24 protein-coding genes are annotated in these 26,713 nt (G+C 61.1%); 6 read left to right on the top strand and 18 right to left on the bottom strand.

The window, feature by feature from the left end; all coding sequences use genetic code 11:
• Window positions 1–148: 148 nt before the first annotated feature.
• The 4 genes from DOM27_RS12900 to leuS all read right to left on the bottom strand — a co-directional run bounded on the left by DOM27_RS12900 (window position 149) and on the right by leuS (window position 5,686).
• Window positions 149–1,234: a multidrug effflux MFS transporter gene (locus DOM27_RS12900; protein WP_245392703.1), complete on the bottom strand. Its 1,086-nt coding sequence runs from the start codon at window positions 1,232–1,234 to the stop codon at window positions 149–151.
• Between the two features lie 221 nt (window positions 1,235–1,455).
• Window positions 1,456–2,514, bottom strand: a complete 1,059-nt coding sequence (gene holA, locus DOM27_RS12895) for a DNA polymerase III subunit delta (RefSeq protein WP_110656351.1) — start codon at window positions 2,512–2,514, stop codon at window positions 1,456–1,458.
• Entirely contained in the window at window positions 2,511–2,999 is a 489-nt protein-coding gene (locus tag DOM27_RS12890) for an LPS-assembly lipoprotein LptE (protein WP_110656350.1), read from the bottom strand. Before DOM27_RS12890 ends, holA begins: the two co-directional genes overlap by 4 nt.
• A gap of 101 nt (window positions 3,000–3,100) precedes the next feature.
• The gene (gene leuS, locus DOM27_RS12885; RefSeq protein WP_110656349.1) at window positions 3,101–5,686 is read right to left on the bottom strand and encodes a leucine--tRNA ligase; all 2,586 of its coding nucleotides are present in this window, start codon (window positions 5,684–5,686) and stop codon (window positions 3,101–3,103) included.
• 226 nt (window positions 5,687–5,912) lie between these two features.
• Between leuS and DOM27_RS12880 the strand changes: the two genes are divergently transcribed.
• On the top strand, window positions 5,913–6,455 hold the full coding sequence (locus DOM27_RS12880; RefSeq protein WP_110656348.1) for a zinc ribbon-containing protein: 543 nt from the start codon (window positions 5,913–5,915) through the stop codon (window positions 6,453–6,455).
• 105 nt (window positions 6,456–6,560) lie between these two features.
• Here the strand turns inward: DOM27_RS12880 and DOM27_RS12875 are convergent, their stop codons facing one another.
• The 7 genes from DOM27_RS12875 to miaB all read right to left on the bottom strand — a co-directional run bounded on the left by DOM27_RS12875 (window position 6,561) and on the right by miaB (window position 15,540).
• Window positions 6,561–7,931 carry an MFS transporter gene (locus DOM27_RS12875; RefSeq protein WP_110656347.1) on the bottom strand — a complete coding sequence of 457 codons (1,371 nt, stop codon included), beginning with the start codon at window positions 7,929–7,931 and terminating at the stop codon, window positions 6,561–6,563.
• A 128-nt stretch (window positions 7,932–8,059) separates the two neighbouring features.
• Window positions 8,060–9,445: a 2-oxoadipate dioxygenase/decarboxylase HglS gene (gene hglS / locus DOM27_RS12870; protein WP_110656346.1), complete on the bottom strand. Its 1,386-nt coding sequence runs from the start codon at window positions 9,443–9,445 to the stop codon at window positions 8,060–8,062.
• A gap of 186 nt (window positions 9,446–9,631) precedes the next feature.
• On the bottom strand, window positions 9,632–11,119 hold the full coding sequence (gene lnt / locus DOM27_RS12865) for an apolipoprotein N-acyltransferase (RefSeq protein WP_245392702.1): 1,488 nt from the start codon (window positions 11,117–11,119) through the stop codon (window positions 9,632–9,634).
• A gap of 113 nt (window positions 11,120–11,232) precedes the next feature.
• Window positions 11,233–12,126 (bottom strand): CorC family transporter, encoded by an 894-nt coding sequence (locus DOM27_RS12860; RefSeq protein ID WP_110656345.1) that lies wholly within the window; start codon window positions 12,124–12,126, stop codon window positions 11,233–11,235.
• A 300-nt stretch (window positions 12,127–12,426) separates the two neighbouring features.
• Window positions 12,427–12,900, bottom strand: coding sequence for an rRNA maturation RNase YbeY (gene ybeY / locus DOM27_RS12855; RefSeq protein WP_110656344.1), 474 nt, complete (start codon window positions 12,898–12,900; stop codon window positions 12,427–12,429).
• Window positions 12,897–13,979: a PhoH family protein gene (locus DOM27_RS12850; RefSeq protein WP_110656343.1), complete on the bottom strand. Its 1,083-nt coding sequence runs from the start codon at window positions 13,977–13,979 to the stop codon at window positions 12,897–12,899. The genes ybeY and DOM27_RS12850 overlap by 4 nt, the downstream gene beginning before the upstream one ends.
• Before the next feature lie 211 nt (window positions 13,980–14,190).
• Window positions 14,191–15,540: a tRNA (N6-isopentenyl adenosine(37)-C2)-methylthiotransferase MiaB gene (miaB, locus tag DOM27_RS12845; protein WP_110656342.1), complete on the bottom strand. Its 1,350-nt coding sequence runs from the start codon at window positions 15,538–15,540 to the stop codon at window positions 14,191–14,193.
• A gap of 312 nt (window positions 15,541–15,852) precedes the next feature.
• On the opposite strand from miaB, the gene DOM27_RS12840 reads away from it, so the two are divergent.
• The 3 genes from DOM27_RS12840 to DOM27_RS12830 all read left to right on the top strand — a co-directional run bounded on the left by DOM27_RS12840 (window position 15,853) and on the right by DOM27_RS12830 (window position 17,713).
• Window positions 15,853–16,182 carry a DUF1820 family protein gene (locus tag DOM27_RS12840; RefSeq protein ID WP_110656341.1) on the top strand — a complete coding sequence of 110 codons (330 nt, stop codon included), beginning with the start codon at window positions 15,853–15,855 and terminating at the stop codon, window positions 16,180–16,182.
• A gap of 246 nt (window positions 16,183–16,428) precedes the next feature.
• Window positions 16,429–17,046 (top strand): TIGR04211 family SH3 domain-containing protein, encoded by a 618-nt coding sequence (locus tag DOM27_RS12835; protein WP_110656340.1) that lies wholly within the window; start codon window positions 16,429–16,431, stop codon window positions 17,044–17,046.
• Between the two features lie 19 nt (window positions 17,047–17,065).
• Window positions 17,066–17,713, top strand: coding sequence for a class I SAM-dependent methyltransferase (locus tag DOM27_RS12830; protein WP_110656339.1), 648 nt, complete (start codon window positions 17,066–17,068; stop codon window positions 17,711–17,713).
• Window positions 17,714–17,827: 114 nt separating this feature from the next.
• Here the strand turns inward: DOM27_RS12830 and DOM27_RS12825 are convergent, their stop codons facing one another.
• The 7 genes from DOM27_RS12825 to ggt all read right to left on the bottom strand — a co-directional run bounded on the left by DOM27_RS12825 (window position 17,828) and on the right by ggt (window position 25,510).
• Window positions 17,828–18,421 (bottom strand): YajG family lipoprotein, encoded by a 594-nt coding sequence (locus tag DOM27_RS12825; RefSeq protein ID WP_110656338.1) that lies wholly within the window; start codon window positions 18,419–18,421, stop codon window positions 17,828–17,830.
• A 120-nt stretch (window positions 18,422–18,541) separates the two neighbouring features.
• Window positions 18,542–19,657, bottom strand: a complete 1,116-nt coding sequence (locus DOM27_RS12820; protein WP_110656337.1) for a sulfate/molybdate ABC transporter ATP-binding protein — start codon at window positions 19,655–19,657, stop codon at window positions 18,542–18,544.
• A complete protein-coding gene (cysW, locus tag DOM27_RS12815) occupies window positions 19,654–20,481 on the bottom strand; it encodes a sulfate ABC transporter permease subunit CysW (protein ID WP_110656336.1) in 828 nt (275 codons plus the stop codon). Before cysW ends, DOM27_RS12820 begins: the two co-directional genes overlap by 4 nt.
• Complete coding sequence (gene cysT / locus DOM27_RS12810; RefSeq protein WP_110656335.1) at window positions 20,481–21,335, bottom strand: sulfate/thiosulfate ABC transporter permease CysT; 855 nt, start codon at window positions 21,333–21,335, stop codon at window positions 20,481–20,483. Before cysT ends, cysW begins: the two co-directional genes overlap by 1 nt.
• Window positions 21,332–22,360 (bottom strand): thiosulfate ABC transporter substrate-binding protein CysP, encoded by a 1,029-nt coding sequence (gene cysP / locus DOM27_RS12805; protein WP_110656334.1) that lies wholly within the window; start codon window positions 22,358–22,360, stop codon window positions 21,332–21,334. The genes cysT and cysP overlap by 4 nt, the downstream gene beginning before the upstream one ends.
• A 138-nt stretch (window positions 22,361–22,498) precedes the next feature.
• Complete coding sequence (locus DOM27_RS12800) at window positions 22,499–23,692, bottom strand: MFS transporter (RefSeq protein WP_245392701.1); 1,194 nt, start codon at window positions 23,690–23,692, stop codon at window positions 22,499–22,501.
• Window positions 23,693–23,749: 57 nt separating this feature from the next.
• Entirely contained in the window at window positions 23,750–25,510 is a 1,761-nt protein-coding gene (ggt, locus tag DOM27_RS12795; RefSeq protein WP_110656333.1) for a gamma-glutamyltransferase, read from the bottom strand.
• Window positions 25,511–25,660: 150 nt separating this feature from the next.
• On the opposite strand from ggt, the gene rpe reads away from it, so the two are divergent.
• Window positions 25,661–26,347, top strand: coding sequence for a ribulose-phosphate 3-epimerase (gene rpe / locus DOM27_RS12790; protein WP_110656332.1), 687 nt, complete (start codon window positions 25,661–25,663; stop codon window positions 26,345–26,347).
• Between the two features lie 4 nt (window positions 26,348–26,351).
• Window positions 26,352–26,696 (top strand): GIY-YIG nuclease family protein, encoded by a 345-nt coding sequence (locus DOM27_RS12785; RefSeq protein WP_425353296.1) that lies wholly within the window; start codon window positions 26,352–26,354, stop codon window positions 26,694–26,696.
• The last annotated feature ends 17 nt before the right edge of the window (window positions 26,697–26,713 follow it).

Genomic DNA, 26,713 nt, shown 5'->3' with positions numbered 1-26,713 from the left:
TCGCCTAGAGTTTTCACTCCCACTAGCTGGTCAACGAGCCGGGCGGCCCCAAGGGGCGCCCGGTTTTTTTGTGCCTTGACCAAGAGAGAATCGAAGCAGCAGCCGGCTAGCAAGATGGACGTAGAAAGAATGGCTCGATGAAAAGAGCTCAGTGGAAAAAAGGACGTGGCCTTAGCGCGCTCAGGATGACGCCCATGCAGACCAGCGAGTAAAGGAACATCGATGCAATGACCCAACCCAGGGTTTCCGGCAGCAGAGTCGATAGTGCACTCAGCGTACCGGCAATGCCGAACTGGCAGGCGCCCAGCAGAGACGCGGCGGTGCCGCCATGACGCTCGAAATACTCCATGAAGCATGCTTGATTATTGGGAACGACGGCACCCTGGGCGCCGATGGTCAGCATCATGGCCGGCAGAAATAGCCAGACCGATACATCCAGCCATGCCGCCAGCGACAGCATTAGGACACCGGTGAACTGCACGCATAGGCAGGTGATCAGAATTTGCCGCGAGGTGAACCGGTTGAGGACGGCGCGATTGGTCAGGTTGACCAGCAGCATGACCAGAATATTGGCGCCGAACATCAGTGAAAAGGCTCGCTCGGATTGATCGAAGTGGGCCTGATAAATGAATGAGGCATGGGTGATGAACAGCATCATGACCGAGAAGGCGAATGCCTGCAGGGCAATGAACGGCAGCGCGGCCCGAGTCGCCAGAACGAAACGGTAGCGGGTCAACAGCGAGGCTTCGTGAGGGTCAGTGGCCACCGGCTTGGCGTATCGCAGAACCGTGCGAGCCTGCATTGGAATCACGCCCAACGCATAGATGGCGAGAAACCAGAAGATGGCGTGCCAGTCGCCCAGCGCCAGCAGGGCGCTGCCGATACTGGGCGCGATGCCGGGAGCCACCACCATGATCAGCCCGATCATGCTGAAGAGCTTGGCGGCCTCGCGCCCCCTGACCTGGTCCCGGACCAGGGCCGGCACCAGCACCATGATCCAGCCGCCACCGAAAGCTTGTAGGGCGCGCAGCATCAGCAGCATATTCAGATCGTCGGTCTGCGTGATCGCGAGACAGGCCACGATGAAGATTCCCAGTCCGAAATACATGACGCGAGGCCGCCCGATCCGGTCCGATAGCGGTCCACCCACCAACTGTCCGATGGCGAGGCCGAAGATATAGACCGAAAGACTTCTCGATACCTCGCCGATGCCGACTCCCAGGTCATCGGCCATGGCCGGAAAGGTCGATCGACAACGGACCGAGGGCCATGGTGATGGCTAGCACCAGAGGCAGCGCAAAAGGGTATGAGCGAGACATGGAGACCTGCGAAGTAGGGTGTCAGTTGGTTGATGTAGTCAACCATATCGACGCGCTACGACAAGTTCAAATCCAGTCGTTCTGTTCGAGTTGACCGGCGCCTGCGATAGATGCGTCAGGAGACACGAATAGAGCGTCAGGCGGTGCGATAGGTGTAAGGCATTTCGGCCAGCATGCCGCGTCCCCCGGAAAGGGTCAGGGCAAGATCCTGCAGGCAGTCCCAGACGGGCAGTGCGACGGCGCCCTTGATGGCCAGATCAATGCGCTGAGAGAACATCAGCAGCTTGTGCAAGCGTCGCTGGGGTAGCCTCTTGAGCGCCTGTTGGTAGCCTGGGCGACGTTTTTCCGGAATCATCGGGCGCTGCGCCTTGCAGGCGTGTTCAAGGCTCTGACCCTGATCGAGATGCTGAAAGATCGAGAGGAGTATCCGCAGTTCGCGGGTCAGGGCCCACAGTATCACAGGCGCCTCGACGCCTTCCTGACGCAAGCCGCGAACGATACGGACGACTCGGTCGCGATCGCCTTTCAGGCAGGCATCCGAGAGTGTGAAGACATCATAACGGGCGCTGCTTTCCACCCCGTTGGCGATCGCTTCGACATCGAGACGGGCATTGGGTGGTAGCAGCAACGCCAGTTTCTGGAGTTCCTGATCGGCTGCCAGCAGATTGCCTTCGGTGCGCTCGCCAAGTAGGCGTGCCGCCTCCATGTCCATGCTGAAGCCATAGCGGTTGGCACGATCGCGCATCCAGAATCCCAGGCGCTGATGATCGACCGGCCAGACCGGAACGAACAATCCCAGTTTGTCGAGCGTCTTGAACCATTTGCTCGACTGCGACTTGCGGTCGAGACGTTGGCTCGACAGCAACAGTACATTGTCGCTGTCGCCAGCCTGCTCCGCATAGGCTTCGAGCGCCTTGCTCCCCTCCTGACCGGGTGACTGGCCGCCGAGTCGTACCTCGATCAACTTGCTCGAGGCGAACAGCGACAGGCTTGCAGCCGACTCCAGCAGCTGAGTCCACTGAAAGCCGGATTCGATGTGCATCACCTCGCGCTCTTCGATGCCGCGCTCGCGAGCCACGCGGCGCACGGCATCGCAGGCTTCCAGATGGATCAACGGTTCATCGCCGGCGACCAGCACCACCGGCGGTAGACGTTTCTTGAGAGATTCTTCCAGCTTGTCGGGGAAAACCTTCATGGCGTCTCGAGCGCGTCCAGTCGGTCGATCAGTTGTTCGGCGGCATCACGGCGCAGCTGCCTGACGGCATCGGTGCGAAGCTCTTCGCCAGAGTAGATGTCGTCGGTGGACAGCAGTACCGTCGTCGACACCTCCAGCTGCTGCTGGTTGAGCAGGTAGGCACTGTCCGATGCACGCTGAACGGAGAACGGCGCCGTCAGCGTGATTTCGGTCTCGCGGCTGCCGGAGTCGGAACGGGTCAGACGGGTCTCGCTGATCCGCTCGTCGCCAAGGTTGAGGCGCAAATCCGCCGAGTCGACGACGCGCGTGCCGGCACTTTCCAGCGAACGTCTGACTTCTTCGCTGAACGGCGAGATGTTGGCGCTCAGGCCGAGCTCGGAGAGACCCAGCGTGGGTTGATTTAGCCCCCGGAGCTGAAAGCCACAGCCGGCCAACGCGGTCAGTGACACCGCGAGTAGTCCGGTCAAAACGGTGCGACGAATCATGAAAAACTCCTTGTCACGAACGACACTGCCTCTGCAGTGCCGTGTGGGCCGAACGGTCGGCTAGCAACGGATGAGTTAGCGGCGGCTAAACTGGCAACGACTCAGTTGGCGACGATATTGACCAATTTTCCGGGAACGACGATCACCTTGCGCACGGTCTTGCCTTCGACATGGCGCTGCACGTTTTCTTCCGATAGCGCCATCGACTCCACCGTGGACTTGTCAGCTTCCGCCGGCACGTCGAGTCGAGCCCGCAGCTTGCCGTTGACCTGCACCACCAGTTCGACACTAGCCTTGATCAACGCCTCGGTATCCACTGACGGCCAAGTGGCATCGATGACCGGCGTCCGATGTCCCAGCACTTGCCACAATGCATGGCAGACGTGCGGCGTGATCGGCGAGAGCAGCAGCACGCATGCTTCGATGGCCTCGCGGCTGACGGCAAGCCCCTGGGGAGAGGTGTCGTCGAAACGCCCCAGCGCATTGGTCAGCTCCATTACCGCCGCGATCGCGGTATTGAACGTGGTACGACGACCAATATCGTCACCGGCCTTGGCGATGGTTTCGTGCGTCTTGCGCCGCAGGTCCTTCTGGGCATCGTTCAATGTATCAGGCGCGAAGGCGTTCGTATTGAGCGATGCGGGGGCGCCCGCGGCGAGATGATCCGAGACCAGCTTCCACAACCGCTTAAGAAAACGATGCGAGCCCTCGACGCCGGAATCCGACCACTCCAGGGACTGCTCCGGCGGGGCGGCAAACATCACGAACAGCCGCACCGTGTCGGCGCCAAAGCGATCGATCATCGCCTGGGGGTCGACACCGTTGTTTTTCGACTTCGACATCTTCTCGATGCCGCCCATCTTCACCGTCTGTCCATCCTCGATCAGCTTGGCGCTGGTCGGACGACCCTTGTCGTCGCGTTCGACCTCGACATCGGCCGGATTGAACCACTCCTTGCCACCGTTGGCTTGTTCGCGATAGAAGGTTTCGGCGATCACCATGCCTTGTGTCAGCAGCCGCTGAAACGGCTCGTCGCTCTGCACAAGACCTTCGTCACGCATCAGCTTGTGAAAGAAGCGGGCATAGAGCAGATGCAGGATCGCGTGTTCGATCCCGCCGATGTAGAGGTCCACCGGGAGCCAGTAGTTGGCGCGGTCGTCGAGCATCGCCTCCGGATTATCGGCGCAGCAGAAGCGGGCGTAATACCAGGAAGACTCCATGAAGGTGTCGAAGGTATCGGTTTCCCGCGTCCAACCGTCACCGAGATCGTAGAAGGACGGCATTTTCTTCAGCGGTGAGCCCGACGCATCGACTTCGACTTCCATTGGCAGCGCCACCGGCAGTTCGTCGTCGGTGAGTGGGACTGTCTGACCTGCCGGGCCGTACTTGACCGGAATCGGCGCGCCCCAGTAGCGCTGGCGGGCGACGCCCCAGTCGCGTAGCCGGTAATTGGTCTTGGTCTTGCCACGGCCCTCGGACTCGAGCTTGGCGGCGATCGCATCGAAAGCAGCTTCGAATTCGAGGCCGTCGAACTCATTGGAGTGAATCAGCTTGCCATGGTCGACGAAGGCGCCGGCGGACAGATCCGGTGCGTGGCCGTCAGTGGTGGCGATCACGGCTTGAATCGGCAACGCGTATTTCGTGGCGAACTCCCAGTCGCGCTGGTCATGCGCAGGCACGGCCATGACGGCGCCGGTGCCATACTCCATCAGCACGAAGTTGGCGACGAAGACCGGCACTTCGTCGCCCGTCAGCGGGTGAATGGCACGATAACCCGTATCGCGACCGCGCTTTTCCATGGTTGCCAGTTCGGCTTCGGAGTTGCCCCCTTGCTGACACTCGATGAGAAATTCGGCCATTGCCGGATCCCGTTCCGCTGCCTGCTTGGCCAAGGGGTGACCGGCGGCGACGGCAACGTAGGTGACGCCGAAAAGAGTATCGGGGCGGGTCGTATAGACGTCGAGACGATCAGCATGGTCTTTGACATCGAAGCTCAGCTCTACACCGCGAGACTTGCCGATCCAGTTGCGCTGCATGGTCTTGACCTGCTCGGGCCACTCGACCTTGTCGAGATCGGCCAGCAGTTCATCGGCGTAGTCGGTGATCTTGAGGAACCAAAGCGGAATTTCCTTGCGCTCGACGCGTGCGCCGGAACGCCAGCCGCGTCCATCGATGACCTGCTCGTTGGCAAGCACTGTCTGATCGACCGGGTCCCAGTTGACCGTCGACATCTTCTTGTAGACCACGCCTTTCTCGACCAACTTGGCGAAGAACCACTGCTCCCAGCGATAATAATCGACGTCGCAGGTCGCGAATTCACGGTTCCAGTCGTAGGCGAAACCCAGCGCCTGGAGCTGACCGCGCATATAGTCGATGTTCTGATAGGTCCACTTGCCAGGTGCCACGTTGTTCTTGATCGCAGCGTTCTCGGCGGGCATTCCGAAGGCGTCCCATCCCATCGGCTGCAGCACATTCTTGCCCTGCATCCGCTGGAAACGTGTTACCACGTCACCGATGGTGTAGTTGCGCACATGACCCATATGCAGCTTGCCGCTGGGATAGGGGAACATCGACAGGCAGTAAAACTTCTCGCGCGTCGTATCCTCGACGGCCTTGAAGCTCTGGTTCTGGTTCCAGTATTGCTGTGCGGCGTTTTCGATCGCTTGCGGGTTGTACTGTGCGTCCATCGGTTTGGTCAGGCACCTTGCGTTCAGCGTATGGGAGCGCCAGAGTCCCCGCAAAAAGCTATACTCATCACAGACGAAAAGAGCGGGGCCGGCTTGATTTTTCAGGGTAACAAGCATACCCCAGACCCGTTCCTGCAGGTAGGGTCTGGTAGTGGGGCGTATGCAATGAGCACCGTGGAATTCGCTCGGTAACGGAATTCCGTCAACGTTAGAAAAGGGGATAGCCATGGAAGAGCAACAGTCAAAACCCGAAGCGCGGTCTCGCCTAAGCGAGGCTTACGAGCGCATTCTGACTCGACTCAAGGACGGCGGCGGTGAACTCTCCTGGGAGAGCTTTCAGCATGAGCTCGACGAGGCGGTGGCCTTCGAGTCCGAGTTCGAGGAGTTCACCAAGGACGAGGCGGCGCTACTGCGCGCCTGGGTCGAGCGCGACATGCGCGATTTTCGGCAGTTCCTGGCCAAGGGCGGCGAGGGCATCGCGACCTGGCTGGGGATCGACCTCGATGTGCTCTCTCGGCGGGTCAGCGAGGCGCTGTTCTCGATTGCCGATCGCACCACCATCGACCGCGAACGCTTCGATGATGATCTGGAGGCGGCCCGTGCCGATTACACGGCCGGTGAAGTAGCCCTGCCGGGCCGTATGAGCTGCGTTCATTGTGGCGCCGGCCTGCTGCTCGATCAGGTGTCCCGGCTCGACGCCTGCCATGCCTGCGGGCACCGCTATTTCCAACGCGATTCCGGGATACCGCAGCCCGATTCCCAAGCCTGAGGCAGTCTCAGAAAGGCTTCCGACTGGCGGGCCTGCGCTCGCCAGTCGTGACGGCGTGGATCATATCTCGGCGACCCGCCTCGTGGTTGGTGAGCTCTTTACAGGTCAGGTCGCTGGCGGTACGACGGCGCTCGGGGCACCTTGCCATTCGGTTTCATCGGCATCCAGTGCACGATGGGACGACTCCGGCAGGCGTAGACCGCCCCACATGGCCAGGAGCGTGATCGCGATGAGGTAAATCGCCGGCGACAGATTGTTGCCGGTGCGCTCGATCAACCAGGTTGCAACCAACGGTGCTGTCCCGCCAAAGATCGTGTAAGAGACGTTGTAGCAGAGTGCCGAGGCGGTATAGCGCACCCGCGTCGGAAACTGCTCCGACAGCAGTACCGCCGTGACCACGCCGCAGATTACCGCGCCCACCGCCATCAGCATCGCGCCGATCAGTGATGCCCACCATTCGCCGCTCCCGGCCAGCGTATAGGCGGGAAAGACCGCCACGATCAGACACGTTCCCGCCGTCAGGATCGTCTTGCGACGTCCGACACGGTCGGCATATCGCCCGACGAACGGACATAGCGCCGCCGCGAAAATCAATGCGCCTAGGCTGGCCAGCAGCGCGGTGGTTCGCGACGCGTGACCCACGACCTGCATGTAGGTCGTGAAGTAGGTCGTGAACATGTAGAACGATAGCGCCGTGACCGAAATGAAAGCGCTCAGACTGACAATGGTCGCGCCGTGCGCTCGGACGGTTTCTTTCAATGGTGCCTGCGGCACGGCATGTTGTGCTTTCATGGCCTGGAAAGCGGGGGATTCGTCCAGTCGCAGACGCATGTAGAGCCCGATCAGCCCCAGCGGTGCGGCGACCAGAAACGGAATACGCCAGCCCCAGGCGTTCAGAGCCTCTTCGGACAGGATGGTGCTGATGACGAAAGTCAGCGCCGCCGCGGTGGCAAAAGCCAGAAAGGTGGAAACCGGCACGAAGCTGCCGTAGCGGGCCTTGCGGTGGGGCGGCGCGTGTTCCATCACGAAGGCACAGGCGCCGGCATACTCGCCGCCAGCGGAGAACCCCTGAATGCAACGGGCCAACGCCAGCGCCAGCGGGGCGAACAGGCCAACGCTGGCGTAGGTCGGCAGCACGCCGATCAGCGTCGTGGCCCCGGCCATCAGCAGCACGGTCACGGCAAGGATGCGCTTGCGCCCGATCCTGTCGCCCAGCATGCCGAAGAAAACGCCACCTAGCGGGCGTAACGCGAACGATACCGCGAACACCGCGAACGTCTGCAGCAACGCCAGCGAATCGTCGCCAGGCGGGAAGAAATGCTGCGAGATGATCACGGCCAGAAAGCCGTAGACGGCGAAGTCGAACCATTCGACGAAATTGCCGATTGCGGAGGCCGCGATCACCTTGTGCAGGGTGGTAAGGTCGACATCGGTCGAAATCGAAGCGGTCGCATTATTGTTGTTGACCGTGGCCATTGCCTGTCTCCATCGGGTCTCGAGAGGGAAGCTCTCAGCCTAGGGTGACAGGCGATGTTCTATCGGCATTCAGGCGACGAGAAGTGTTCTGGCTGCGACGGGCTTCGCGGGTCGGCGACGAAAAAGCGTCAATCCTCGATGCCGAGCTGCTGTTGCACTCGTTCCAGCGAGTCCTGCTGCAGACGTCCGTAGAGTTTGAATTCGTCGTGAACCGGCCGACCCAGCGCCAGCTCGAAGGCGCTCTGGTTGGATTCGCTGCGAGGCTCGCTGGCATGCGCCTGCTGCTGGGTGTCGCCGAGGTTCGACTGGAAGATGCCGGCGGCGCTCACCGGCAGAAAATCCTCGTAGGTGATCGGGGTGGCATCGACCCATCCCGTCCCCACCGCGTCGTCGAGGGAAGCCGGGGCCGACTCGCCGCTGGCCAGGCGCTCGCGCCCGCTCGCGCTGATCTGATAGCGAAAGTACGCCAGCGCTTCACGCCGCAGCGTTGCCGCGTCATCGGGGAAGGCAGCGAAGACTTCGCCCAGCTGGCGCTGATGGGCGAGATTGTCGGCGGCGGCTGGCGCGTGGCGGGACTGGGCCAGCAGCTCGTCATATCGCGCGCGTCCCTTGGGTGTCAGTGCGACACCGCGCTGTTCGATCTCGCCGAAACGCGCGGTGTGAGTGCCGCCTTCGGCATCGGGAAACCTCACCGGTTCTTCCAGGGCCTTGAAGCTGGTCTGGCGCAGCAAGATGGGCCACTGGCGCCGGGGCGGCCCCTCGATCACGGCCTTGGGCGTGATGCCATAGTCCGGCATCGCGGCCTGGGCGGCGTCGATATCCAGCGTTCGCGGGGTCAGATGGTTGATATGCGGACCGCGGAAGCAGACCACGTCCGCCACCAGTCGGTGGGCTGCGTGCAACGCATGATACGTGTCATGGTCGACCGTCGCGTCGCGGTGCCAGCGAAAGGTTTCCAGAATCTCGGTCACGAAACGCTCGGCCTGGTCACGATCGAAGCCGCCTTGACGCTCACCCAGTTCGATCAGTTCGCGTGCGCCCGGCGTGAAGATATCGCGCTCGGCAAGAATCGAGGCGGCCTGACGGCGCAAGGCGGCATCCTCGATCAATTCCAGGCGCAGCAGCGACGTGAAGACCCGAAAAGGGTTGCGCTGAAGCGAGCTTTCGTCGATGGGGCGGAAAGCCGTGGAGTGAACCGGTACGCCGGCCTCGGAAAGGTCGTAATAGCTTACGGGATACATCCCCATCAGCGCGAACACGCGTCTCAGCGTCGACAGCTCATCGGCGGTGCCGACGCGAATCGCCCCGTGACGCTCGACGCCCAGGCGCGAGGTCTCGTTCTGCGCGTCGAGCCGAGCGGCCAGCGCCGGATCCGAGTCGAGCGTCGTCTGATTGATATTGGCGACCAGTTCGAGCAGATCGCCGTACTGCGGCACTTCCTGGCGATACATGTCGGACATGGCTTGGGAAAAGGCGCTGCGGATATCGTCGGGGGAGACCTGAGACAGTGTCATGACACACTCGATGACCGGAAATGAAGAGTTCCATCCAACGCTATCGTTACGCGGGAGGCAAGCCTCGAATGCCGGCTCGGAACCAATCGATAAACGGGCGTCGCATATCCGGAAATGTGAAACATCGGTAGCTGCCGCCAGGCCCGACACTCGATGGTCGAAGGCGTGGCGGCGTACGGTAGGGCGTTACCTTGGCTGGCGGACTTTCCAAATCAGCGCTGGCGCCAGCAGCAGCAATGATAGCAACCACGCCGGCCAGCTACCGGTCCGGGTGAACGGTGTCACACCGGTCATCGGGACGATGTCGCCGACGACGCTGGCGGTTTCGAACTGTGGCGCTCGCTCTCGCAGGCGGCCCTGATCGTCGATGATGGCGGTCACGCCGTTGCTGGTGGCGCGAATGACATAGCGACCGTTCTCCAGGGCGCGGAGTCGTGCCATCTGCAGATGCTGTAATGGCCCGATCGAGCGACCGAACCAGGTATCGTTGGAAACCGTCAGCAGGACGTTGGCATCGCGTGCGCGCTCGGCTACCAAATCGGGGTAGACGATCTCGTAGCAGATGGCACTGCCGATGGCGATGCCATGGGTCAGGATCGGCAACTGGGAGTCGGCGCCGGCGGCGAAGTCGGACATCGGAAGGTCGAAGAAGTTGATGATGCCGCGCAGCAGAAAGTCCAGCGGCAGGAATTCGCCGAACGGCACCAGGTGGCTCTTGCGGTATTCGCCGCGGGTATCGCCGACGCCGGTGATGGCGTTGTAGTAACGCCCTTCGGCGTCACGCTGGACGACGCCGGTCAGCAGCGAGGTGTCGCTGGGAAGCGTCGACTGCAAGCGCGCCATGAACGGACGCGCCTGCTGTTCGAGCATGGGCAGTGCCGTCTCCGGCCATACGATGATGTCGACGTCGTCGGGTACCTGACGCGTCAGGCGAGTGTAGGTATTGACCGCGTCACGTTGGCCATCGGCGCTCCATTTGGCGAGCTGCGGCAGGTTACCCTGAAGCAACGCCACCCGAAGCGGGGCTGCGGCCGGTGTCGTCCAATGGGTAGGCAGCGCGAGGGGCACTAGCCAGAGCAGCGCGATAGGGGCAATGGCCCACCAGCGACGGCGGCAAAATTCGACCAGCAGCGTGCCGGTAAGCGCGACGATCAACGACAGCAGATAGACGCCGCCGATGGGCGCCCACGGGGATAGCGGTGAATCGACCTGGGCGCTGCCCAGCAGCAGCCAGGGAAAACCGGTGAAAGCCCAACTGCGGAAGGCTTCGCCTAGCACCCAGATTCCGGCGAAGCTGAGAAAGGCTAGTCGCGGCGAGGTAAAGCGACGGTAGAGACCGAAGACGAGCGCCGGGAACAGCGCCAGGGTGCCGACGAACAGCGCTGTCAGGAAGAGGGCTAGCGGTACTCCTGTGTAGCCATAGTCGTGAATCGAGACGTAGACCCAAGACGTGCCGCTGCCGAACAAAGCGATGCCGAATACCCAGCCACGCAGTGCGCTCTGGCCGACGCTCAGGCGGTGCTGACCTAGATACATGAGCGCGACCGCAACCGGCCCCAGCCACCAGAGATGGAAGGGCGCAAACGACAGCGTGGAGAACCCGCCGGCAATCAGCGCAGCGAGATAGCCCGGCCAGGGTCGGCGGGCGGACATCAACGGCTTGGCTTGCGGCATTTCAGGAGCACTCCTTGCGAAAAGTGCCCCTTATACCAAAGTTGCTTAGCGAATGCGTTAAGGGCTTTACCCGGAGCGGGTCAGGCACTTTCGGTCCATGGGCCTGGCGTCGCTCAGCTTTCGATACGCCGCGTCGGTTCGCTCTCGACCTCTGCCGGTACGGGTTTGGCCTGGAGCAGACGAATGCGACGGTTGTCGGCATTGAGGATGGTGAAGCGCCATTCGCCGAGATCGGTATGCTCGTTGCGGCCCGGAAGGTGGCCGAACCGCTGCATGATCAGTCCGCCGACGGTATCGAATTCCTCATCGGAAAACGCGGTATCGAAGTGCTCGTTGAAGTCCTCGATCGGCGTCAATGCGCGCACGGCATAGGTGCCGTCCCCCATGTCGCGGATGTCCTCTTCTTCGTCGGTATCATGTTCGTCTTCGATATCGCCGACGATTTGCTCGAGAATATCCTCGATCGTGACGATGCCAGCCGTACCGCCATATTCATCGACCACGATCGCCATATGATTATGCGTATCGCGGAACTCCTTGAGCAGGCTGTTGAGACGCTTTGACTCCGGAACGAACATGGCCGGGCGCAGCACATCGCGCAACTCGAATGCCTCGCGTTCCTGGGTATTACCCTTGAGCAGCGGCAGCAGATCCTTGACCAGCAGGATGCCGAGCACGTCATCCAGATTGTCATCGATGACCGGATAGCGCGAGTGCGCGGTTTCCAGAATGATCGGCAGGCAATCTTCTGGGCGCTGTGTCACGCTGATGGCGGTCACCTGGGAACGCGGGATCATCACCTCGCGTACCTGCTGATCGCTGATCTGGAAGGCGCCTTCGATGATCGTCAGGGCATCCTGATCGAGATTCAGCCGGGGGCCGGCCTCGCGCAGGAAGGTGAGCAGCTCTTCACGCGAGCTGGGCTCATCAAAATCGCTAGAGAAGGTACTGATCAGTTTTTCAAGCCAGGATCGACTGCTCTGGCTACTCGATCGGTCTTCGCTCATGACTGTGGTCTCTTGTCCTCGAATGACGCACGGAAGGGGAAAGGACTATCGATCCGTCGTATTGCCCGCGGGCGAGACGATGCCTTCGCGGCGCACTCGGAGGCGAGGCGCGGCGAATCGATGATCGATATCCAAAGGGGGCCAACCGCGATTCGGGGGCGGCTTGGCGGAGGCTCGTCAGGCGGTTCGGCCATCGGGCTTGGGGTCTCGCTTGATTCTTCCCAATGACCGCAGGAAGATCTCGTCGGTGTAGGCATGATACTGGATGTTGGCTTTCTAAGTCGGCGTCTAGGCATCGGGTTACGAATCGACGACGCGATACGGATCCGAGATGCCAAACTGGGTAAGTAGAGCTCTCTCGAGAGCTTCCATCTGCTCGGCTTCTTCGTCATCTATATGGTCATAGCCGAGCAAATGCAAGCAACCGTGTATTACCAGATGGGCGTAGTGATCACGGATTGCCTTGTGCTGTTCCTGCGCTTCATCCGCCACGATATCGTGGCAGATCACCAGGTCGCCGAGTAGGGGCAGCTCGAGTCCGGGAGGCGTCTCGAACGGAAATGACAGGACGTTGGTCGGCTTGTCCTTGCCGCGGTAATCACGGTTGAGCTGTTGGCTCTCGTCGCGTTCGACGATGCGAATCGTCAATTCGTGTCGAGGATCAGCTTCGTGCGTGAGTACCGTCTCGACCCAGGCTTCGAGATCTGCCTGCGTGGGAAGAGCGGCTTCGGCTTCGTCACCGATGGCGATCTGGCGATCGATCTCGGGGGTCATGAGTCGTCATGACCGCGTTGGCTCTCGGTATCGAGTCTTGCCAGGCGGCGATCTTCCCGGCGCTGACGCTGGGCGGCTTCTTCGGTTGCCTCGTGAATGTCGTAGGCCTCGATGATGCGCTGTACCAACGGGTGGCGGACGACATCCTTGGGGGCAAACTGGGTGATCCCGATCCCGGCCGTGTCCCGTAGTACTTCGAGCACGTGGATCAGGCCCGAACTCGACCCCCGCGGCAGGTCGACCTGGGTCGCGTCGCCGGTGATGACCGCTGTCGAGCCGAACCCGATTCGGGTCAGGAACATCTTCATCTGCTCGCGGGTGGTGTTCTGGCTCTCGTCGAGAATGATGAAGGCATTGTTGAGCGTGCGCCCGCGCATGTAAGCCAGCGGCGCGATCTCGATAATCTGGCGTTCGATCAGCTTGTTGACCTGTTCGAAGCCCAGCATCTCATAGAGGGCGTCGTAAAGCGGGCGCAGATAGGGATCGATCTTTTGCGCCAGGTCGCCGGGCAGGAAGCCGAGCTTCTCGCCGGCCTCGACCGCCGGACGTACCAGAAGAATGCGTCTGACTTCCTGACGATTGAGCGCCTCCACCGCTGCCGCCACTGCCAGATAAGTCTTGCCGGTACCGGCCGGGCCGATACCAAAGTTGATGTCGTGGCGGCGAATACTGGCGACGTAACCCTGCTGGTTGAAACCGCGCGGCTTGACCAATGTCCGCGGCGTACGAATGAGCAGGCCACCGCCTTCGATGTCGCCGACTTCTTCTTCCAGTGCTTCGACACCCGACTCCTGGAGATAGAGGTGCACCGTATCCGGCGTCAGCTCGTCGGCTTCGGTCTCGCGGTAGAGGTGCTCGAGAACATTCGCTGCCGCCTTGACCCCGGCATCGGGCCCGGCCATCTGGAAGACGTTACCGCGATTACGCAGCGTCACGCCCAGGCGCGCCTCGACCAGTTTCAGGTGTGCGTCACGCTGACCGCAGAGATTGGCCAGACGCATGGGGTCGTTGGGTTCGAGCGTCAAGGAGATAACGCGATTGTCGGACTGCTGGTCTTGAGTCAACGCGAAGAGGTCCATTGGTTTGGAATAAAGAGGTGATCGGGAACAATTGCTGCCAGCTTACTGCGGGGGTTCCTGCCGGGGCAATGCTCGAGGTTAACCTGCTGGAGTCATCGACGTTACGTCATTGAGCTGCGTCGAGGCAGAACAATGCGGAATCGGCCAACGGCATACCCGGTGCGGCTCGTGTCACCACACCTGGCATCCGCCTGTGAAGATCGAGACAGGATCAATGGCGCTCGCCGGAAACCAGCTCACCGCGCAGCGAATTGGGCAGCGCTTCGGTAATGCTGACATCGACGAAATAGCCGATCAGCGACGTCGGATCGTCGGCACGGAAATTGACCACACGGTTATTCTCGGTTCGGCCCGATAGCTGACCCGGATCTCTGGGCGAGAATCCGGTAACCAGAATCCGTTCCACGTTGCCGACCATGCGGCGGCTGATCTGGGCAGTCTGCTGGTTGAGCCGATCTTGCAGGATCGATAGCCGCTGCTTCTTCGTCTCCACCGTGGTTTCGTCCGGCAGGCTGGAAGCGGGCGTACCCGGACGCTTCGAATAGATGAAGCTGAAAGACGCATCGAAGCCGATGCGATGAATCAGATCCATGGTGTCTTCGAAATCGGCATCGGTCTCGCCAGGGAAACCGATGATGAAGTCCGAGGAAAAGCTGATGTCCGGGCGCAGGGCGCGGATGCGCTCCAGCTTTTCGATATACATGTCTCGACCATGGCCGCGCTTCATGGCTGCGAGAATACGATCCGAGCCCGACTGGACCGGCAGATGCAGGTGGCTGACCAGCTCCGGTATCTCGCCATAGGCTTCGATCAGGCTGTCGGAGAATTCGACCGGATGCGAGGTCGTAAAGCGGATACGGTCGATGCCATCTACCGCCGCTACGCAGGCGATCAACTCCGCCAGATCGATCTCGTCACCGGCGGCGTCAGGCCCGCGGTAGGCGTTGACGTTCTGGCCCAGCAGGTTGATCTCGCGAACGCCCTGGTCGGCCAGGTGCACGATTTCTTCCATCACCGATTCGAAGGGGCGCGACACTTCCTCGCCGCGAGTGTAGGGCACGACGCAGAAAGTGCAGTACTTGGAGCAGCCTTCCATCACCGACACGAACGCCGTGGCGCCGTCAGATTTCGGCTTCGGCAGATGATCGAATTTCTCGATCTCGGGAAACGTCACGTCCACCGTCTGGATTGGTGATGCACCTTTGTTCCGAGCGTCCAGCATGGTCGGCAGCCGATGCAGCGTCTGCGGGCCGAACACCATATCTACGTGAGGTGCACGCTTGCGAATGTTCTCGCCTTCCTGGCTGGCAACGCAGCCGCCGACGCCGATGATCAGATCCGGATTCGCGGCTTTCAGCTTCTTCCAGCGTCCGAGCTGGTGAAATACTTTTTCCTGCGCCTTCTCGCGAATCGAGCAGGTGTTGAGCAGAATGACGTCGGCATCACCCTCATTGTCGGTCATTTCCAGACGATGAGACTCACCGAGCAGATCCGCGATGCGGGCGGAGTCGTACTCGTTCATCTGACAGCCGTGAGTCTTGATGAAGAGCTTCTTCGTCATAGGTTGCGTTGCTGCGGCCATGCGCGCGTCACCGGTGCCCTGTCGTGGAGGAGAGTAGGAGAAACAAGACAGAAGCCGTGTTCGGAAAGAGAGCGTAAAAAGAGCATCTACCGACCAGGCATTCTCGAAAACGCGACATTATACGGCCGATAGCCCGATACAGCCAACCCGCGTCGCTCGCTTGGCGCCATGGCTGTGGTACCCTTGCGCCTATTTGCGACGCCACGCTGCTGATAGTCAAGGAACGAGAATGATAGTCTCGATCCGGTAACCGAAGTAGCGTGGCGACGATATCGAGAGAGCCGTTCATCTATGCCCAGCAAGCCGATCTATCGGGTAGTGTTTCACAATCAGGGTGAGGTGTGGGAACTCTACGCCAGAGAGATCTTTCAAAGCGATCTGTGGGGCTTCATTGAAGTCGAAGCGTTCGTGTTCGAGGATCAGTCCAAAGTGGTCGTCGATCCTGGCGCCGAGAAACTTAGACGTACCTTCGATGGGGTCAATCGCAGCTACATTCCCTACAGCGCTATCGTCCGCATCGACGAGGTGGATCGTGGGGGAGCGGCCAAGGCCGTCAAATTCGAAGGTAACGTAGCCGAGTTTCCACGCCCCATGGCTTGGCCGCCCCGGGATGATGGTTGAGACCACCGGGTTTGAAGTTTCAGAAAGGTTTTGAAAATAAGGGGTTGGTTAGATTTTCACCAATTTGTAGCAATGCCGAGACAGCCGGTGGATAGGCTCATCGCTGCGCAGGTTGTCCAAATGGTTATCCACAGAAAGTGTGGATGACTGATTCACCGTCTTGCAGGAAGCGGGGCGTGGTCTCATCGTCGCGTGAACCAGTCAATGTCCAACCGTTATCGATTAGCCACTTAAGATCACGACGATATGTTGAAAATTCGAAATGTAGTTCTGGGTTGTGCCTTGAGCGCGACCCTGTTTTCCGCTCCCGCCATCGCGCAGAACGGCCATTGGATCAGCGATTCATTGACCACGTTCGTGCGTAGCGGGCCAACCGACGGCTATCGCATCGTGGGTACGCTGACCAGCGGCGATCCGGTCACCGTGCTGCAGGCGCAGGGCGATTACACCCAGGTCCGAGGCCCCGACGGTGACGAAGTGTGGGTTCAGTCACAGTTCGTTCAGGATGAGCCCAGTGCCCAGCAGCAGCTACCAGCGTTGCAGAAGAAAGTCGATCAGTTGACCACGCGACTCGATGGTATCGATGACGAGTGGAACCGACGGGTGGCCGATATGCGCAACGAGCTGGAAAGCCGTGAGGCGCAGGCCGATGATCTACAGGCCACCAATAACCAGCTCAACGAGTCCTACTCTCAGGCCGAGAGCAAGATGCGCGAGATGCAGGCTCGCCTGGATACCCAGGAGGAAGATCTGCTGATGCGTTACTTCATGTATGGCGGCGGCGTCGCTGCCGCAGGTCTGATCGTCGGGCTGATCGTGCCGCATCTGCCGCGTCGTCGGCGCAAGCGCGATCGTTGGTTCTGAACTTCGTTGGCGACGTTTGATGACCGCAGCGGATTGGCTTGAACGCTGGCAGCAGGGGCGAATTGGCTTCCATCGCCAGGCGCCGCATTCAGCCCTCGAAGCGTATTGGGGGCGGCTCGAACTGGCATCCGATGCCAAAATTCTGGTGCCGTTGTGCGGCAAGAGTCGCGACATGCGGTGGCTGGTCGAGCGTGGCCATCCTGTGTTGGGGATCGAACTCTCGCCGTTGGCCGTCGAACAGTTCGTTGCGGAGAGCGATCAACCGGTGCTGCGTTATCGTCAGCCAGGGCCCGGGAAGTCAGAGTTCGACTGCACCCGCCAGGGCAGTGTCGAGCTGTGGTGTGGAGATTTCTTCCGCTTTCAGGTCGATCATGCCGCCGAGTTGGCAGGCTTTTACGATCGAGCCGCTCTCATTGCGTTACCGCTAGCGGCGAGGCAGCGCTACGCCCATCAGCTGGCACAGCTGTTGCTGCCCGATAGGCGAGGACTTTTGATTACCCTGATCCACGATGATCCTGAGCGAGGTCCGCCGTTCAGCGTGACGCACGAAGAAGTTGAATCGCTGATGTCTCCCAACTTCGAGCTGACGCTGGTTGATGTCTCAGAGGTGGACGACGGTCTGACCGAAAGCGTGTGGAAAATGGTGAGGCGAGGCCCGACGAGTTAGCGTTTCACCGTCACGCCAATCGGCGGCATGGATGTCGCACGGACCTCATAACAAAGAACCGCCTGCTNNTAGCAGGCGGTTCTTCATTGATGGCGAGGCGTTTCCGCCGAAAGATCAGCGTGCCAACAGATTGGCCAGCTGCTGATCGCGGAACGTCCGGTCGAGTGCGTTGCTCAACAGTTCGCTCACCATGCGGTTGTTGGTGTCCCAATCTGGCTTCATGGCGTAGCTCTGCGAGCGCTTGGCCGTGTAGCGGCCAGTATAGGTGTTGCCACCGTTGACGACGTCGGCCTGCATGATCGCCTGCAACTGAGAGGCGCCCAGCAGTGGTTGCTCGGCGGTGCCTCGAGCGTAATCCAGTTCGGTCAGCGTCAGTGTCAGCGAGGGGCCTTCACCGTTCTGGCTGGTCGGGTTGAACCCCATGCTGCGTAGGGCGTTTTCCGCTTGCGTGCGGATTTTGGGGATCACGTCGTTGGCTTCGACGGTGATCGTCGAGGTCGCCGATGCCGTGCCGGATCGTGTGCCGATGACGCTATTGTCGCGACCATCGACCACCTCGAGAGAGACGGACTGGCCATTGCCGGCGTGCGGGAACCCGCCGCTGACCTTGGGACTCACGGACAGAATCTGCGGGCTCTGCGCGCACGCCGTCAGCAGGCCGAGCAACAGCATTGTCGCCGTGCACTTGAGTGCAAACCATTGACGCATAACAGTGAACCTCTCGAATCATGGGAACGGACAGCGCCCATTATAGACACTGCCCGCAACTTTCCGTAACGCGAACGAGAGTCGAGCGGAAATTCGGGCAAGGAATCAAGCTGTCCGTGGTCACGAAACCGACAGTGGCGCCAGTGTCTGCGGACGCGTCGTGTCGAAGCGATGCAAGCGGCTAGGCTGCGCGTAAAGCCGTTTGCCGCGGGTGATCGCCAGACGCTCGAAGTCGGCGTGACTGATCGTCGCCAGCCAGGGTTCGCCCAGCCAATCGGCCTCCAGTTCGATGCGTACCTCGGCGCCTACCGGCACCACCGCAGTGACGCTGACCGGTAAGTGCGCACGCGGGCTAGGCTGCTCGTCCAGACGAATCTCGTGGGGGCGCAACAGCAGTTCCTGGCGGCCATTCTCGACGCCGGGCACCGCAACGCGAGCGTTGCCACACGTCAGCACTTCCTCTTCGATGTCACCTTCGAGCCGGTTGACGTCGCCTAGAAACTCGAACACGAAACGGTTGGCGGGCTGACGATAGAGCGTGTCCGGAGTTGCGATCTGTTCGACCCGGCCGTTGCTCATCACCACCACGCGATCCGATAGCTCCAGGGCTTCCTCCTGGTCGTGAGTCACGAACAGGCTGGTGAAATGGAGCTCTTCGTGGAGATGGCGCAACCAGCGGCGCAGTTCCTGACGGACCTTGGCATCCAGTGCGCCAAACGGCTCGTCGAGCAGGAGTACGTCGGGTTTGAGCGCCAGTGCGCGAGCCAGCGACACCCGCTGTTGCTGACCGCCGGAGAGTTGAGCGGGGAAACGCTCGGCGAAATCCTGAAGCCGGACCATTTCCAGTAGTTGCATCACGCGATTTCGGATTTCTCCGCTCGACGGCCGCTGAGCGCGCGGCATGGCGGTGAGGCCAAAAGCGACATTGTCGAACACGTTCATATGGCGAAACAGCGCATAATGCTGGAACACGAACCCGATACGCCGATCACGCACGTGAACGTGGGTCACGTCGCGCTCGCCAAAGTGGATCGAACCGCCGTCGGCCTGTTCCAGGCCTGCGACGATGCGTAGCAGCGTGGTCTTGCCGGAGCCGGAAGGCCCGAGCAGCCCGATCAGTTCGCCATCCTGAATATCGAGATCGATGGGTTCCAGTGCGCGGGTGCGGCCATCGTCCTTACGACCATGGCCCTTGTTGCCATAAGTCTTGTCGATCTGCGAGATGCGGATACTCATGTCGCGGTCTCCCGGCGCGCGGCGCGCCATTCGAGTGCGGCCTTGGCGGCCAACGTCAGTAGCGCCAACAGCGCCAGTAGCGAGGCGCTGGTGAAGGCGCCGACGGTGTTGTAATCCTGATAGAGCTGTTCGACCTGGAGCGGCAGGGTGTTGGTTTCGCCGCGAATCGCCCCGGCAACGACCGAGACGGCGCCGAACTCGCCGACGGCGCGGGCGTTGGTCAGAATCACACCGTAGAGCAGAGCGTGACGAATGTTGGGTAGCGTGACACGCCGGAAAATCGTCCAGCCGGAGGCGCCGAGCGTCACGGCGGCCTCTTCCTCGCGAGAGCCCTGAGCCTGCATCAGCGGAATCAACTCACGCGCGACGAACGGGCAGGTGACGAATAGCGTGACCAGCACGATACCTGGCCAGGCGAACATGATCTGGATGTCGTTGGCGTCGAGCCAGCCGCCAAGCCAGCCATTACGGCCGTAGAGCAACAGGTAGACCAGTCCGGCGACCACCGGCGAAACGGCAAATGGAATATCGATCAGCGTCTGCAGCAGGCGGCGGCCGGGAAACTCGAAACGGGTGACCAGCCAGGCCAGAAACACCCCGAAGACCAGATTGACCGGCACCGTGATCACGGCGACCAGCAGCGTCAGGCCGATGGCAGCAAGGGTGTAGGCGTCGCTCAGGTTCTGCCAGTAGACGTCGATACCGCTCATCAACGCCTGGGCGAAGATTGCCACCAAGGGCAGCAGCAGGAACAGCGCCGTCAGCGCCAGAGCGACGCCGATCAACAGCCGGCGGACGCGCGGTGCATCACCGATACGGATCATCAGCCGCGCCCTCCATGTAGCCGTTTGATGAACCGCCCCTGCCACAGATTGATCGCCAGTAACAGCAGCAGCGAAGTGGCCAGTACGATCGAAGCGACTGCCGACGCACCCGCATAGTCGTACTCCTGCAGCTTGACGAAGATCATCAGCGAGGTGATTTCGGTTTCGTAGGGTTTGCCGCCTGCGATGAAGATCACCGCGCCGAATTCGCCCAGCGAGCGCACGAAAGCGAGCCCGGTACCCGTTACCAGCGCCGGCCATAGGTAGGGCAAGATCACCCGATGAAACGCGAGGCCATCGCTGGCGCCGAGGGTCATCGCGGCTTCGTCCACTTCGGCCGGCAGATCTTCCAGCACCGGCTGCACGGTACGGACCACGAACGGGATGCTGGTAAAGGCCATCGCCAGCGCGATGCCGATCCAGGTGTAGGAAACCGAAATGCCCAGCGGCTCCAGCAGCCGGCCGATCCAGCCGTTACTGGAGTAGAGCGTTGCCAGCGTAATCCCGGCAACCGCCGTCGGCAGCGCGAACGGCAGATCCATCAGCGCGTCGACCAGCCGTTTGCCGGGGAATTCGTAGCGCACCAGCACCCATGCCATCAGCAGCCCGAAGACCGCATTGAACAGGGCGGCCACTGCCGCGGCGAGGAGCGTGACCGTGTAGCTCGCCAGCAGGCGCGGGTCGGTGATCAGAAACCAGTACTGCGACCAGCTCAACTGCGAAAGCTGCCCCACCAGGCTGGTCAAGGGCAGCAACAGAATCAGCGAGACGAAAGTCAGCGAGATGCCGAGCGAAAGGCCAAAACCCGGCAATACTCGTCGTTCGCGACGTCGCGTGAGGGCCTGAGCGATCATCGGCGCTGGAGTTGATCCAGTTCACCGCCGCTGGCGAAGTGCGTCTTCATCGCTTCCGGCCAGCTACCGAAGACATCTTCGACGCGCAGCAGTTCGGTTTGCGGGAAGCGGCCGCTGAATTCTTCGGCAACCTTCTCGTCATTGACACGGTAGTTGAAGCTGGCCAGGAGACGCTGAGCGTCCTCGGTGTAGAGATAATCGAGATAGCCCTTGGCCAGATCTTCGTTGCCGTTACGCTCAGCGTACTCGTCGACAACGGCCACCGGGAATTCGGCCAGGATGCTCACCGGCGGTACCACCACCTCGTAGTCGTCCTTGCCATACTCGTTGCGGATGTTGTTGACCTCGGACTCGAAGGTGATCAGCACGTCGCCGATATCGCGCTCGACGAAGGTGGTGGTCGCGCCGCGCCCGCCGGTATCGAACACCTCGACGTTGCCGAGGAACGTCTTCATGAAGTCTTCGATCTCGCTCTGGTCGCCGTCGAAGGTCTTGTCGGCATAGCCCCAGGCGGCCAGGTAGGTATAGCGCCCATTGCCCGAGGTTTTGGGATTGGGGAAGACGAGGGAGACGTCGTCGCGTGCCAGATCATCCCAGTTCTCGATGTGCTTGGGATTGCCCTTGCGCACCAGAAACGCGGTCGTGGAATAGTAGGGCGAAGCGTTGTTCGGATAGCGATCCTGCCAATCCTCGGCGACCAGACCCGCGTCGGCCAGCACGTTGACGTCGGTGACCTGGTTGAAGGTCACCACATCGGCGCGTAACCCCTGCATGATCGAGCGCGCCTGGGTCGACGAGCCGCCATGTGATTGCTTCACGCTGACGGTTTCGTCGTGCTGAGCCTGCCACCAGTCGATGAACTTCGGATTGACCGCGGCGAACAGCTCGCGGGCAATATCATAGGAGGAGTTGAGCAGCTCTCGCGGTTCGTCCTGCGCCTGGGCGGGTGACAGGGCACCCAGGGTCAAGGCCAGACCGACGGCGGAAGCGGCGAACAGCGAGCGAGGTTTGGAAAGCCCGAACATGTGTCAATTCCCTGCGGATTATTAGCGATACTGGCAAGGCTAAATAAACCCGTATGGAATGACAATTCGTTTTTATAGAACCTTTAATTATAATGTGGCGCGGTTATTCTCTAAGGCCTCGCCATGGACGAGTACTTCTCAGACGGAAGCCCCGTGATCCATGCGAGCAGGCTTACCGATCCGGTACAACCCGATCAGGCCCAGCAGCGGTCCGGGCAGCAGCCACCAGGCGATAGTTGCTTCCCATAAGGAGAGTGCCGGTACCAGCAGGCCGATCGAGATCGCTGAGATCGCAAAACCAATGGCATTCTGCAAAGTCAGCGCGCTGCCGACCAGCGTCGGTGGACACGCGTTGGTGGCAAGCGCCGAAAACTGCGGCGAATCGATCACGGCCAGCAAGCTCCATAACGCCAGGAAAGCGACCAGCACCGAGAACCCGATGTGGGGTGCCAGCCACGGATAAGCCAGGCAGCATAATGCCGAGCCCGTCAGGCCTGCAGCAGCGACTCGTCGGCTGCCGGTGTGTTGACTCAGCCAGCCGCCGAACCAGCAGCCGGGCGCGCCGACCGCGATCAGGGCGAACGAGGTCAGTGCCAGGGCTCGCGGGGAGAGCGCCGGATCCGCGGCGATCAGCAGCAGAGGAATGAGGGTCCAGAGCGTGTAGAGTTCCCACATGTGGCCAAAATAGGCACCAGCGGAACGACGAAAGTCGGCAATCCGAAAGGCGCCCAGCCCGGCTAGATGTGAAGGCGTGCCGGTGAATGCCCGAGCGCCAGTCGGCGCATCACCCAACCGCCAGACGGCGATACCGGCGATTAGCGCCAGCAGCGAGGCGAGCCAGAGCGTCAGCCGCCAGTTGACTCTCCAGTGCATCCCGGCCAGCAGATGGGGCATCGCGGTACCCAGGACCAGCATGCCAACCAGCCATGCCAGGCCCAGGCCGGTGCGATTCGGAGCCCAGCCCACCATCAGTTTCATACCGATGGGGTAGATGCCGGCGAGCGATAGCCCGGTCACCACGCGCAACCCGACCGCCGGCCACAATCCGCCGGCATACGGGAGCAAGGCATTGGAGATTGCGCCGATCAGGCAGGCCAAGGCAAATAGCCGGCTGGCCCGAGTACGATCGGCGAGACCGCTGAGACCCAGGGCGAGCGTGCCCAGCAGAAAGCCAATCTGCACCGCGCCGGTCAGCCAACCCAGGTCACCGGGTGCGAGTAGCCATAGACTCTGAAGATCGCCGATCACCGCGTTGGGCGTGAACCACAGCGCGGTGCCGAACCACTCGGCGATGGCAATGATGACAATCGGCATCGGTGTTCCCGTGCGCATGCGGCGTTCCTGGCCGCACCAAACTGATTAGACTCTGGCGTCGGATCAACGGCTCATTCAAAGCCCCATGGCGGATGAGGTCGACCTTCGCGGGTCGGCACCGCCGGTGAAGGTGCCATTGTCCTCGATCAGGATCGACTGGGCGGCGCCCATGGCTTCCTGCTGGCTGACAGTGTGTCCCATGGCTTCGAGCAGGGTGATGGTGTCCGGGCTGATACCGTCCTCGATGCGGATCTCGTCAGGCAGCCACTGATCGTGAATGCGTGGGGCACTGACCGCGCTCTGGATATTCATGTCGTGATCGATCACGTTCATTACCACCTGCAGCGTGGTGGTAATGATGCGGGAGCCGCCTGGGCTGCCGGTAACCAGGAAGTTCTTTCCATCCTTCTTGACGATGGTTGGGGTCATCGATGAAAGCATCCGCTTCTCGGGTTCGACCTTATTGGCCTCGCCGCCTATCAGACCGTAGGCGTTGGGTGTGCCGGGCTTGGCGGAGAAATCGTCCATCTCGTTGTTGAGCAGAAAGCCGGCGCCATCGACGACGATGCCCGAGCCGTAGCTGAAGTTGATGGTGTAGGTATTGGAAACCGCCAGGCCGCTATCGTCGGCGATCGAGAAGTGCGTGGTCTCGTTGGATTCATACGGCAGCGGATCACCGGCGGCGATGTCGCTGCTGGGAGTGGCACGATCGAGATCGATCTGCTGGCGCAATTCGTCGGCGTAGCTCTTCGAAGTGATGCCCTTCAGCGGCACGTCGACGAAATCGGTGTCGCCGAGATACTCGGCGCGATCGGCATAGGCGCGTTTCATCGCCTCGCTCATCACGTGGATCGTACGCGCCGAATTGAAGCCCATGGCGTGAATGTCGTAGCCCTCGAGAATGTTGAGCATCTGCACGATATGCGCGCCACCGGAGGAGGGTGGGCTCATGGCGTAGACGTCATAGCCTCGATAAGTACCGTGCACCGGCTCGCGAATCGTCGGCTGATAGTTGGCCAGATCGGCAGCCGTCATCAGGCCACCATGATTCTTCATCTCTGTGGCGATCAGTTGGGCGGTCTCGCCTTCGTAAAACTCGCGCGGGCCATGGGCAGCAATACGCTCGAGCGTCGCGGCGAGATCGGGTTGACGAAAACGCTCGCCGGCACGGTAGAGCGAACCGTCCTGCTTGTAGAACACCTTGCGGGTAGAGTCCCACTGCTTGAGCCGTTCCTGGGCGTCGTCCAGGCCCTCGGCAAAGCGCGGGGGAATGACGAAGCCTTCATCGGCCAGCTTGATGGCCGGGGCCAGCGCTTGCGCCAGCGTAAGCGTGCCGTACTTGTCCAGTGCCAAGGCCAGCCCGGCAACCGTGCCGGGCACGCCGGAGGCATTGTGGGTGTAACGCGAGAGCTCCGAGACCGCTTCACCCTGTTCATTCTGGAACATCGTTTCAAACGCCGCTGCCGGCGCTTTTTCGCGATAATCGATGGCAATGACCTTGTCGCTTTTTTCGTCCGAAATCAGCATGAAACCGCCGCCACCGATATTGCCCGATCGGGGCTGGGTCACGGCCAACGCGAATCCGGCGGTAACGGCGGCATCGACCGCATTGCCGCCGTCGGCGAGTACATCGTGAGAGATCTGCGAGGCCAGATAATGACTGGTCGCGACCATGGCGTGTTCACCGACTTCCGGATGGAAGCGTTCGCCCTCGAGGATCGCCGATTCGGCCTGCGCCGGGGTCGAAAACGTCGTCGAGAAAGCCGCCGAGAGGCAGAATAGCGAGAGAGCGATTGTCCGACGAGCGGGCACCGTGGCAGCAATGAAGCAGGACATGAAGCGTCCCCCATGAACGTTATTGTGATGTGGCCGAATCAAGCCGTATAGGCAATGCTTGGTGCAGTATAGGAATAGTCGGCGCCAAACGTCGCGGCACGTGCGTTAGAATAAGTGCCAATAGCTCGCCTGTTTAAGGATTGTTTGCTCATGCGTGATTTCAAGATTGCCCCCTCCATTCTTTCCGCTAACTTCGCCTGCCTGGGGCAGGAAGTCGAAGACGTGCTGGCCTCGGGGGCCGATATCATCCATTTCGATGTCATGGACAACCACTACGTGCCCAACCTGACGATGGGCCCGATGGTCTGCGAGGCGTTGCGCAAGCATGGCATCACCGCGCCGATCGATTGTCATCTGATGGTCAAGCCGGTGGATCGCCTGATCGGGGACTTCATCGATGCCGGCGCCAGCTACGTGACCTTCCATCCGGAGGCCTCGGAGCATATCGACCGCTCGCTGCAGCTCATTCGTAGTCACGGTTGCAAGGCGGGGCTGGTGTTCAATCCGGCGACGCCGCTATCTCATCTCGACTACGTCATGGACAAGGTCGACATGATCCTGATCATGAGCGTCAACCCCGGTTTCGGCGGCCAATCCTTCATCCCGGCCGCGCTGGACAAGCTGCGCGAGGCGCGTCGGCGCATCGATGCCAGCGGGTTGCCGATCCGGCTGGAAGTCGACGGCGGGGTCGGCCCGGATAATATCGGCGAGATCGCGCGAGCGGGCGCCGATACTTTCGTTGCCGGCTCGGCGATCTTCAAGGCGCGCAGCCTGGACGATGCGAATCGCTATGACGGTGTGATCGGCAAGATGCGTTCGGCTCTGGCCGCGAGCTGATCGAGTGTCGACGCCAGCCGAAGCGACGATGGTTGAAAATGCCGAGCCGCGTCAGTGGTATCTCTATCTGATCGAGATGGCGAGCGGCGCGCTCTACACCGGTATTACGACCGATGTCGCACGGCGGTTCGAGCAGCACCACCGCGGCAAAGGCGCGCGGGCATTGCGCGGCAAGGGCCCGCTGACCTTGCGTCACGCCCAGGTGGCCGGCAACCACAGTGATGCGCTAAAGCTCGAAGCCGCGATCAAACGGCTAAGCGCGGCCGGCAAGCGAGAGTGGATTGCGAAGCAACCAGTGTCATCGTCTTGTCATCAGATTGTCACCTCTCCGGCGCACCGGAGGCCGTAGAATTCCAGCCATTGTCC

Source organism: Salinicola halimionae (assembly GCF_003206065.1).
GTDB classification, from domain to species: Bacteria; Pseudomonadota; Gammaproteobacteria; order Pseudomonadales; family Halomonadaceae; genus Salinicola; species Salinicola halimionae.
Note: the sequence above shows the minus strand (reverse complement) of the source record. Positions and strands in the feature narration are given on the sequence as shown.

What these genes read in the sequence shown, in the direction of transcription:
- DOM27_RS12840 (WP_110656341.1), top strand. Translation starts at nt 15,853, where the DNA reads ATGCCCAGCAAGCCGATCTATCGGGTAGTGTTTCACAATCAGGGTGAG.
- DOM27_RS12890 (WP_110656350.1), bottom strand. Translation starts at nt 2,999, where the DNA reads ATGATTCGTCGCACCGTTTTGACCGGACTACTCGCGGTGTCACTGACC.
- miaB (WP_110656342.1), bottom strand. Translation starts at nt 15,540, where the DNA reads ATGACGAAGAAGCTCTTCATCAAGACTCACGGCTGTCAGATGAACGAG.
- DOM27_RS12875 (WP_110656347.1), bottom strand. Translation starts at nt 7,931, where the DNA reads ATGGCCACGGTCAACAACAATAATGCGACCGCTTCGATTTCGACCGAT.
- lnt (WP_245392702.1), bottom strand. Translation starts at nt 11,119, where the DNA reads ATGCCGCAAGCCAAGCCGTTGATGTCCGCCCGCCGACCCTGGCCGGGC.
- cysP (WP_110656334.1), bottom strand. Translation starts at nt 22,360, where the DNA reads ATGTTCGGGCTTTCCAAACCTCGCTCGCTGTTCGCCGCTTCCGCCGTC.
- cysT (WP_110656335.1), bottom strand. Translation starts at nt 21,335, where the DNA reads ATGATCGCTCAGGCCCTCACGCGACGTCGCGAACGACGAGTATTGCCG.
- DOM27_RS12900 (WP_245392703.1), bottom strand. Translation starts at nt 1,234, where the DNA reads ATGGCCGATGACCTGGGAGTCGGCATCGGCGAGGTATCGAGAAGTCTT.
- ggt (WP_110656333.1), bottom strand. Translation starts at nt 25,510, where the DNA reads ATGTCCTGCTTCATTGCTGCCACGGTGCCCGCTCGTCGGACAATCGCT.
- DOM27_RS12800 (WP_245392701.1), bottom strand. Translation starts at nt 23,692, where the DNA reads ATGCGCACGGGAACACCGATGCCGATTGTCATCATTGCCATCGCCGAG.
- ybeY (WP_110656344.1), bottom strand. Translation starts at nt 12,900, where the DNA reads ATGACCCCCGAGATCGATCGCCAGATCGCCATCGGTGACGAAGCCGAA.
- hglS (WP_110656346.1), bottom strand. Translation starts at nt 9,445, where the DNA reads ATGACACTGTCTCAGGTCTCCCCCGACGATATCCGCAGCGCCTTTTCC.
- DOM27_RS12820 (WP_110656337.1), bottom strand. Translation starts at nt 19,657, where the DNA reads ATGAGTATCCGCATCTCGCAGATCGACAAGACTTATGGCAACAAGGGC.
- DOM27_RS12835 (WP_110656340.1), top strand. Translation starts at nt 16,429, where the DNA reads ATGTTGAAAATTCGAAATGTAGTTCTGGGTTGTGCCTTGAGCGCGACC.
- leuS (WP_110656349.1), bottom strand. Translation starts at nt 5,686, where the DNA reads ATGGACGCACAGTACAACCCGCAAGCGATCGAAAACGCCGCACAGCAA.
- rpe (WP_110656332.1), top strand. Translation starts at nt 25,661, where the DNA reads ATGCGTGATTTCAAGATTGCCCCCTCCATTCTTTCCGCTAACTTCGCC.
- DOM27_RS12850 (WP_110656343.1), bottom strand. Translation starts at nt 13,979, where the DNA reads ATGGACCTCTTCGCGTTGACTCAAGACCAGCAGTCCGACAATCGCGTT.
- DOM27_RS12880 (WP_110656348.1), top strand. Translation starts at nt 5,913, where the DNA reads ATGGAAGAGCAACAGTCAAAACCCGAAGCGCGGTCTCGCCTAAGCGAG.
- holA (WP_110656351.1), bottom strand. Translation starts at nt 2,514, where the DNA reads ATGAAGGTTTTCCCCGACAAGCTGGAAGAATCTCTCAAGAAACGTCTA.
- DOM27_RS12830 (WP_110656339.1), top strand. Translation starts at nt 17,066, where the DNA reads ATGACCGCAGCGGATTGGCTTGAACGCTGGCAGCAGGGGCGAATTGGC.
- DOM27_RS12860 (WP_110656345.1), bottom strand. Translation starts at nt 12,126, where the DNA reads ATGAGCGAAGACCGATCGAGTAGCCAGAGCAGTCGATCCTGGCTTGAA.
- cysW (WP_110656336.1), bottom strand. Translation starts at nt 20,481, where the DNA reads ATGATCCGTATCGGTGATGCACCGCGCGTCCGCCGGCTGTTGATCGGC.
- DOM27_RS12825 (WP_110656338.1), bottom strand. Translation starts at nt 18,421, where the DNA reads ATGCGTCAATGGTTTGCACTCAAGTGCACGGCGACAATGCTGTTGCTC.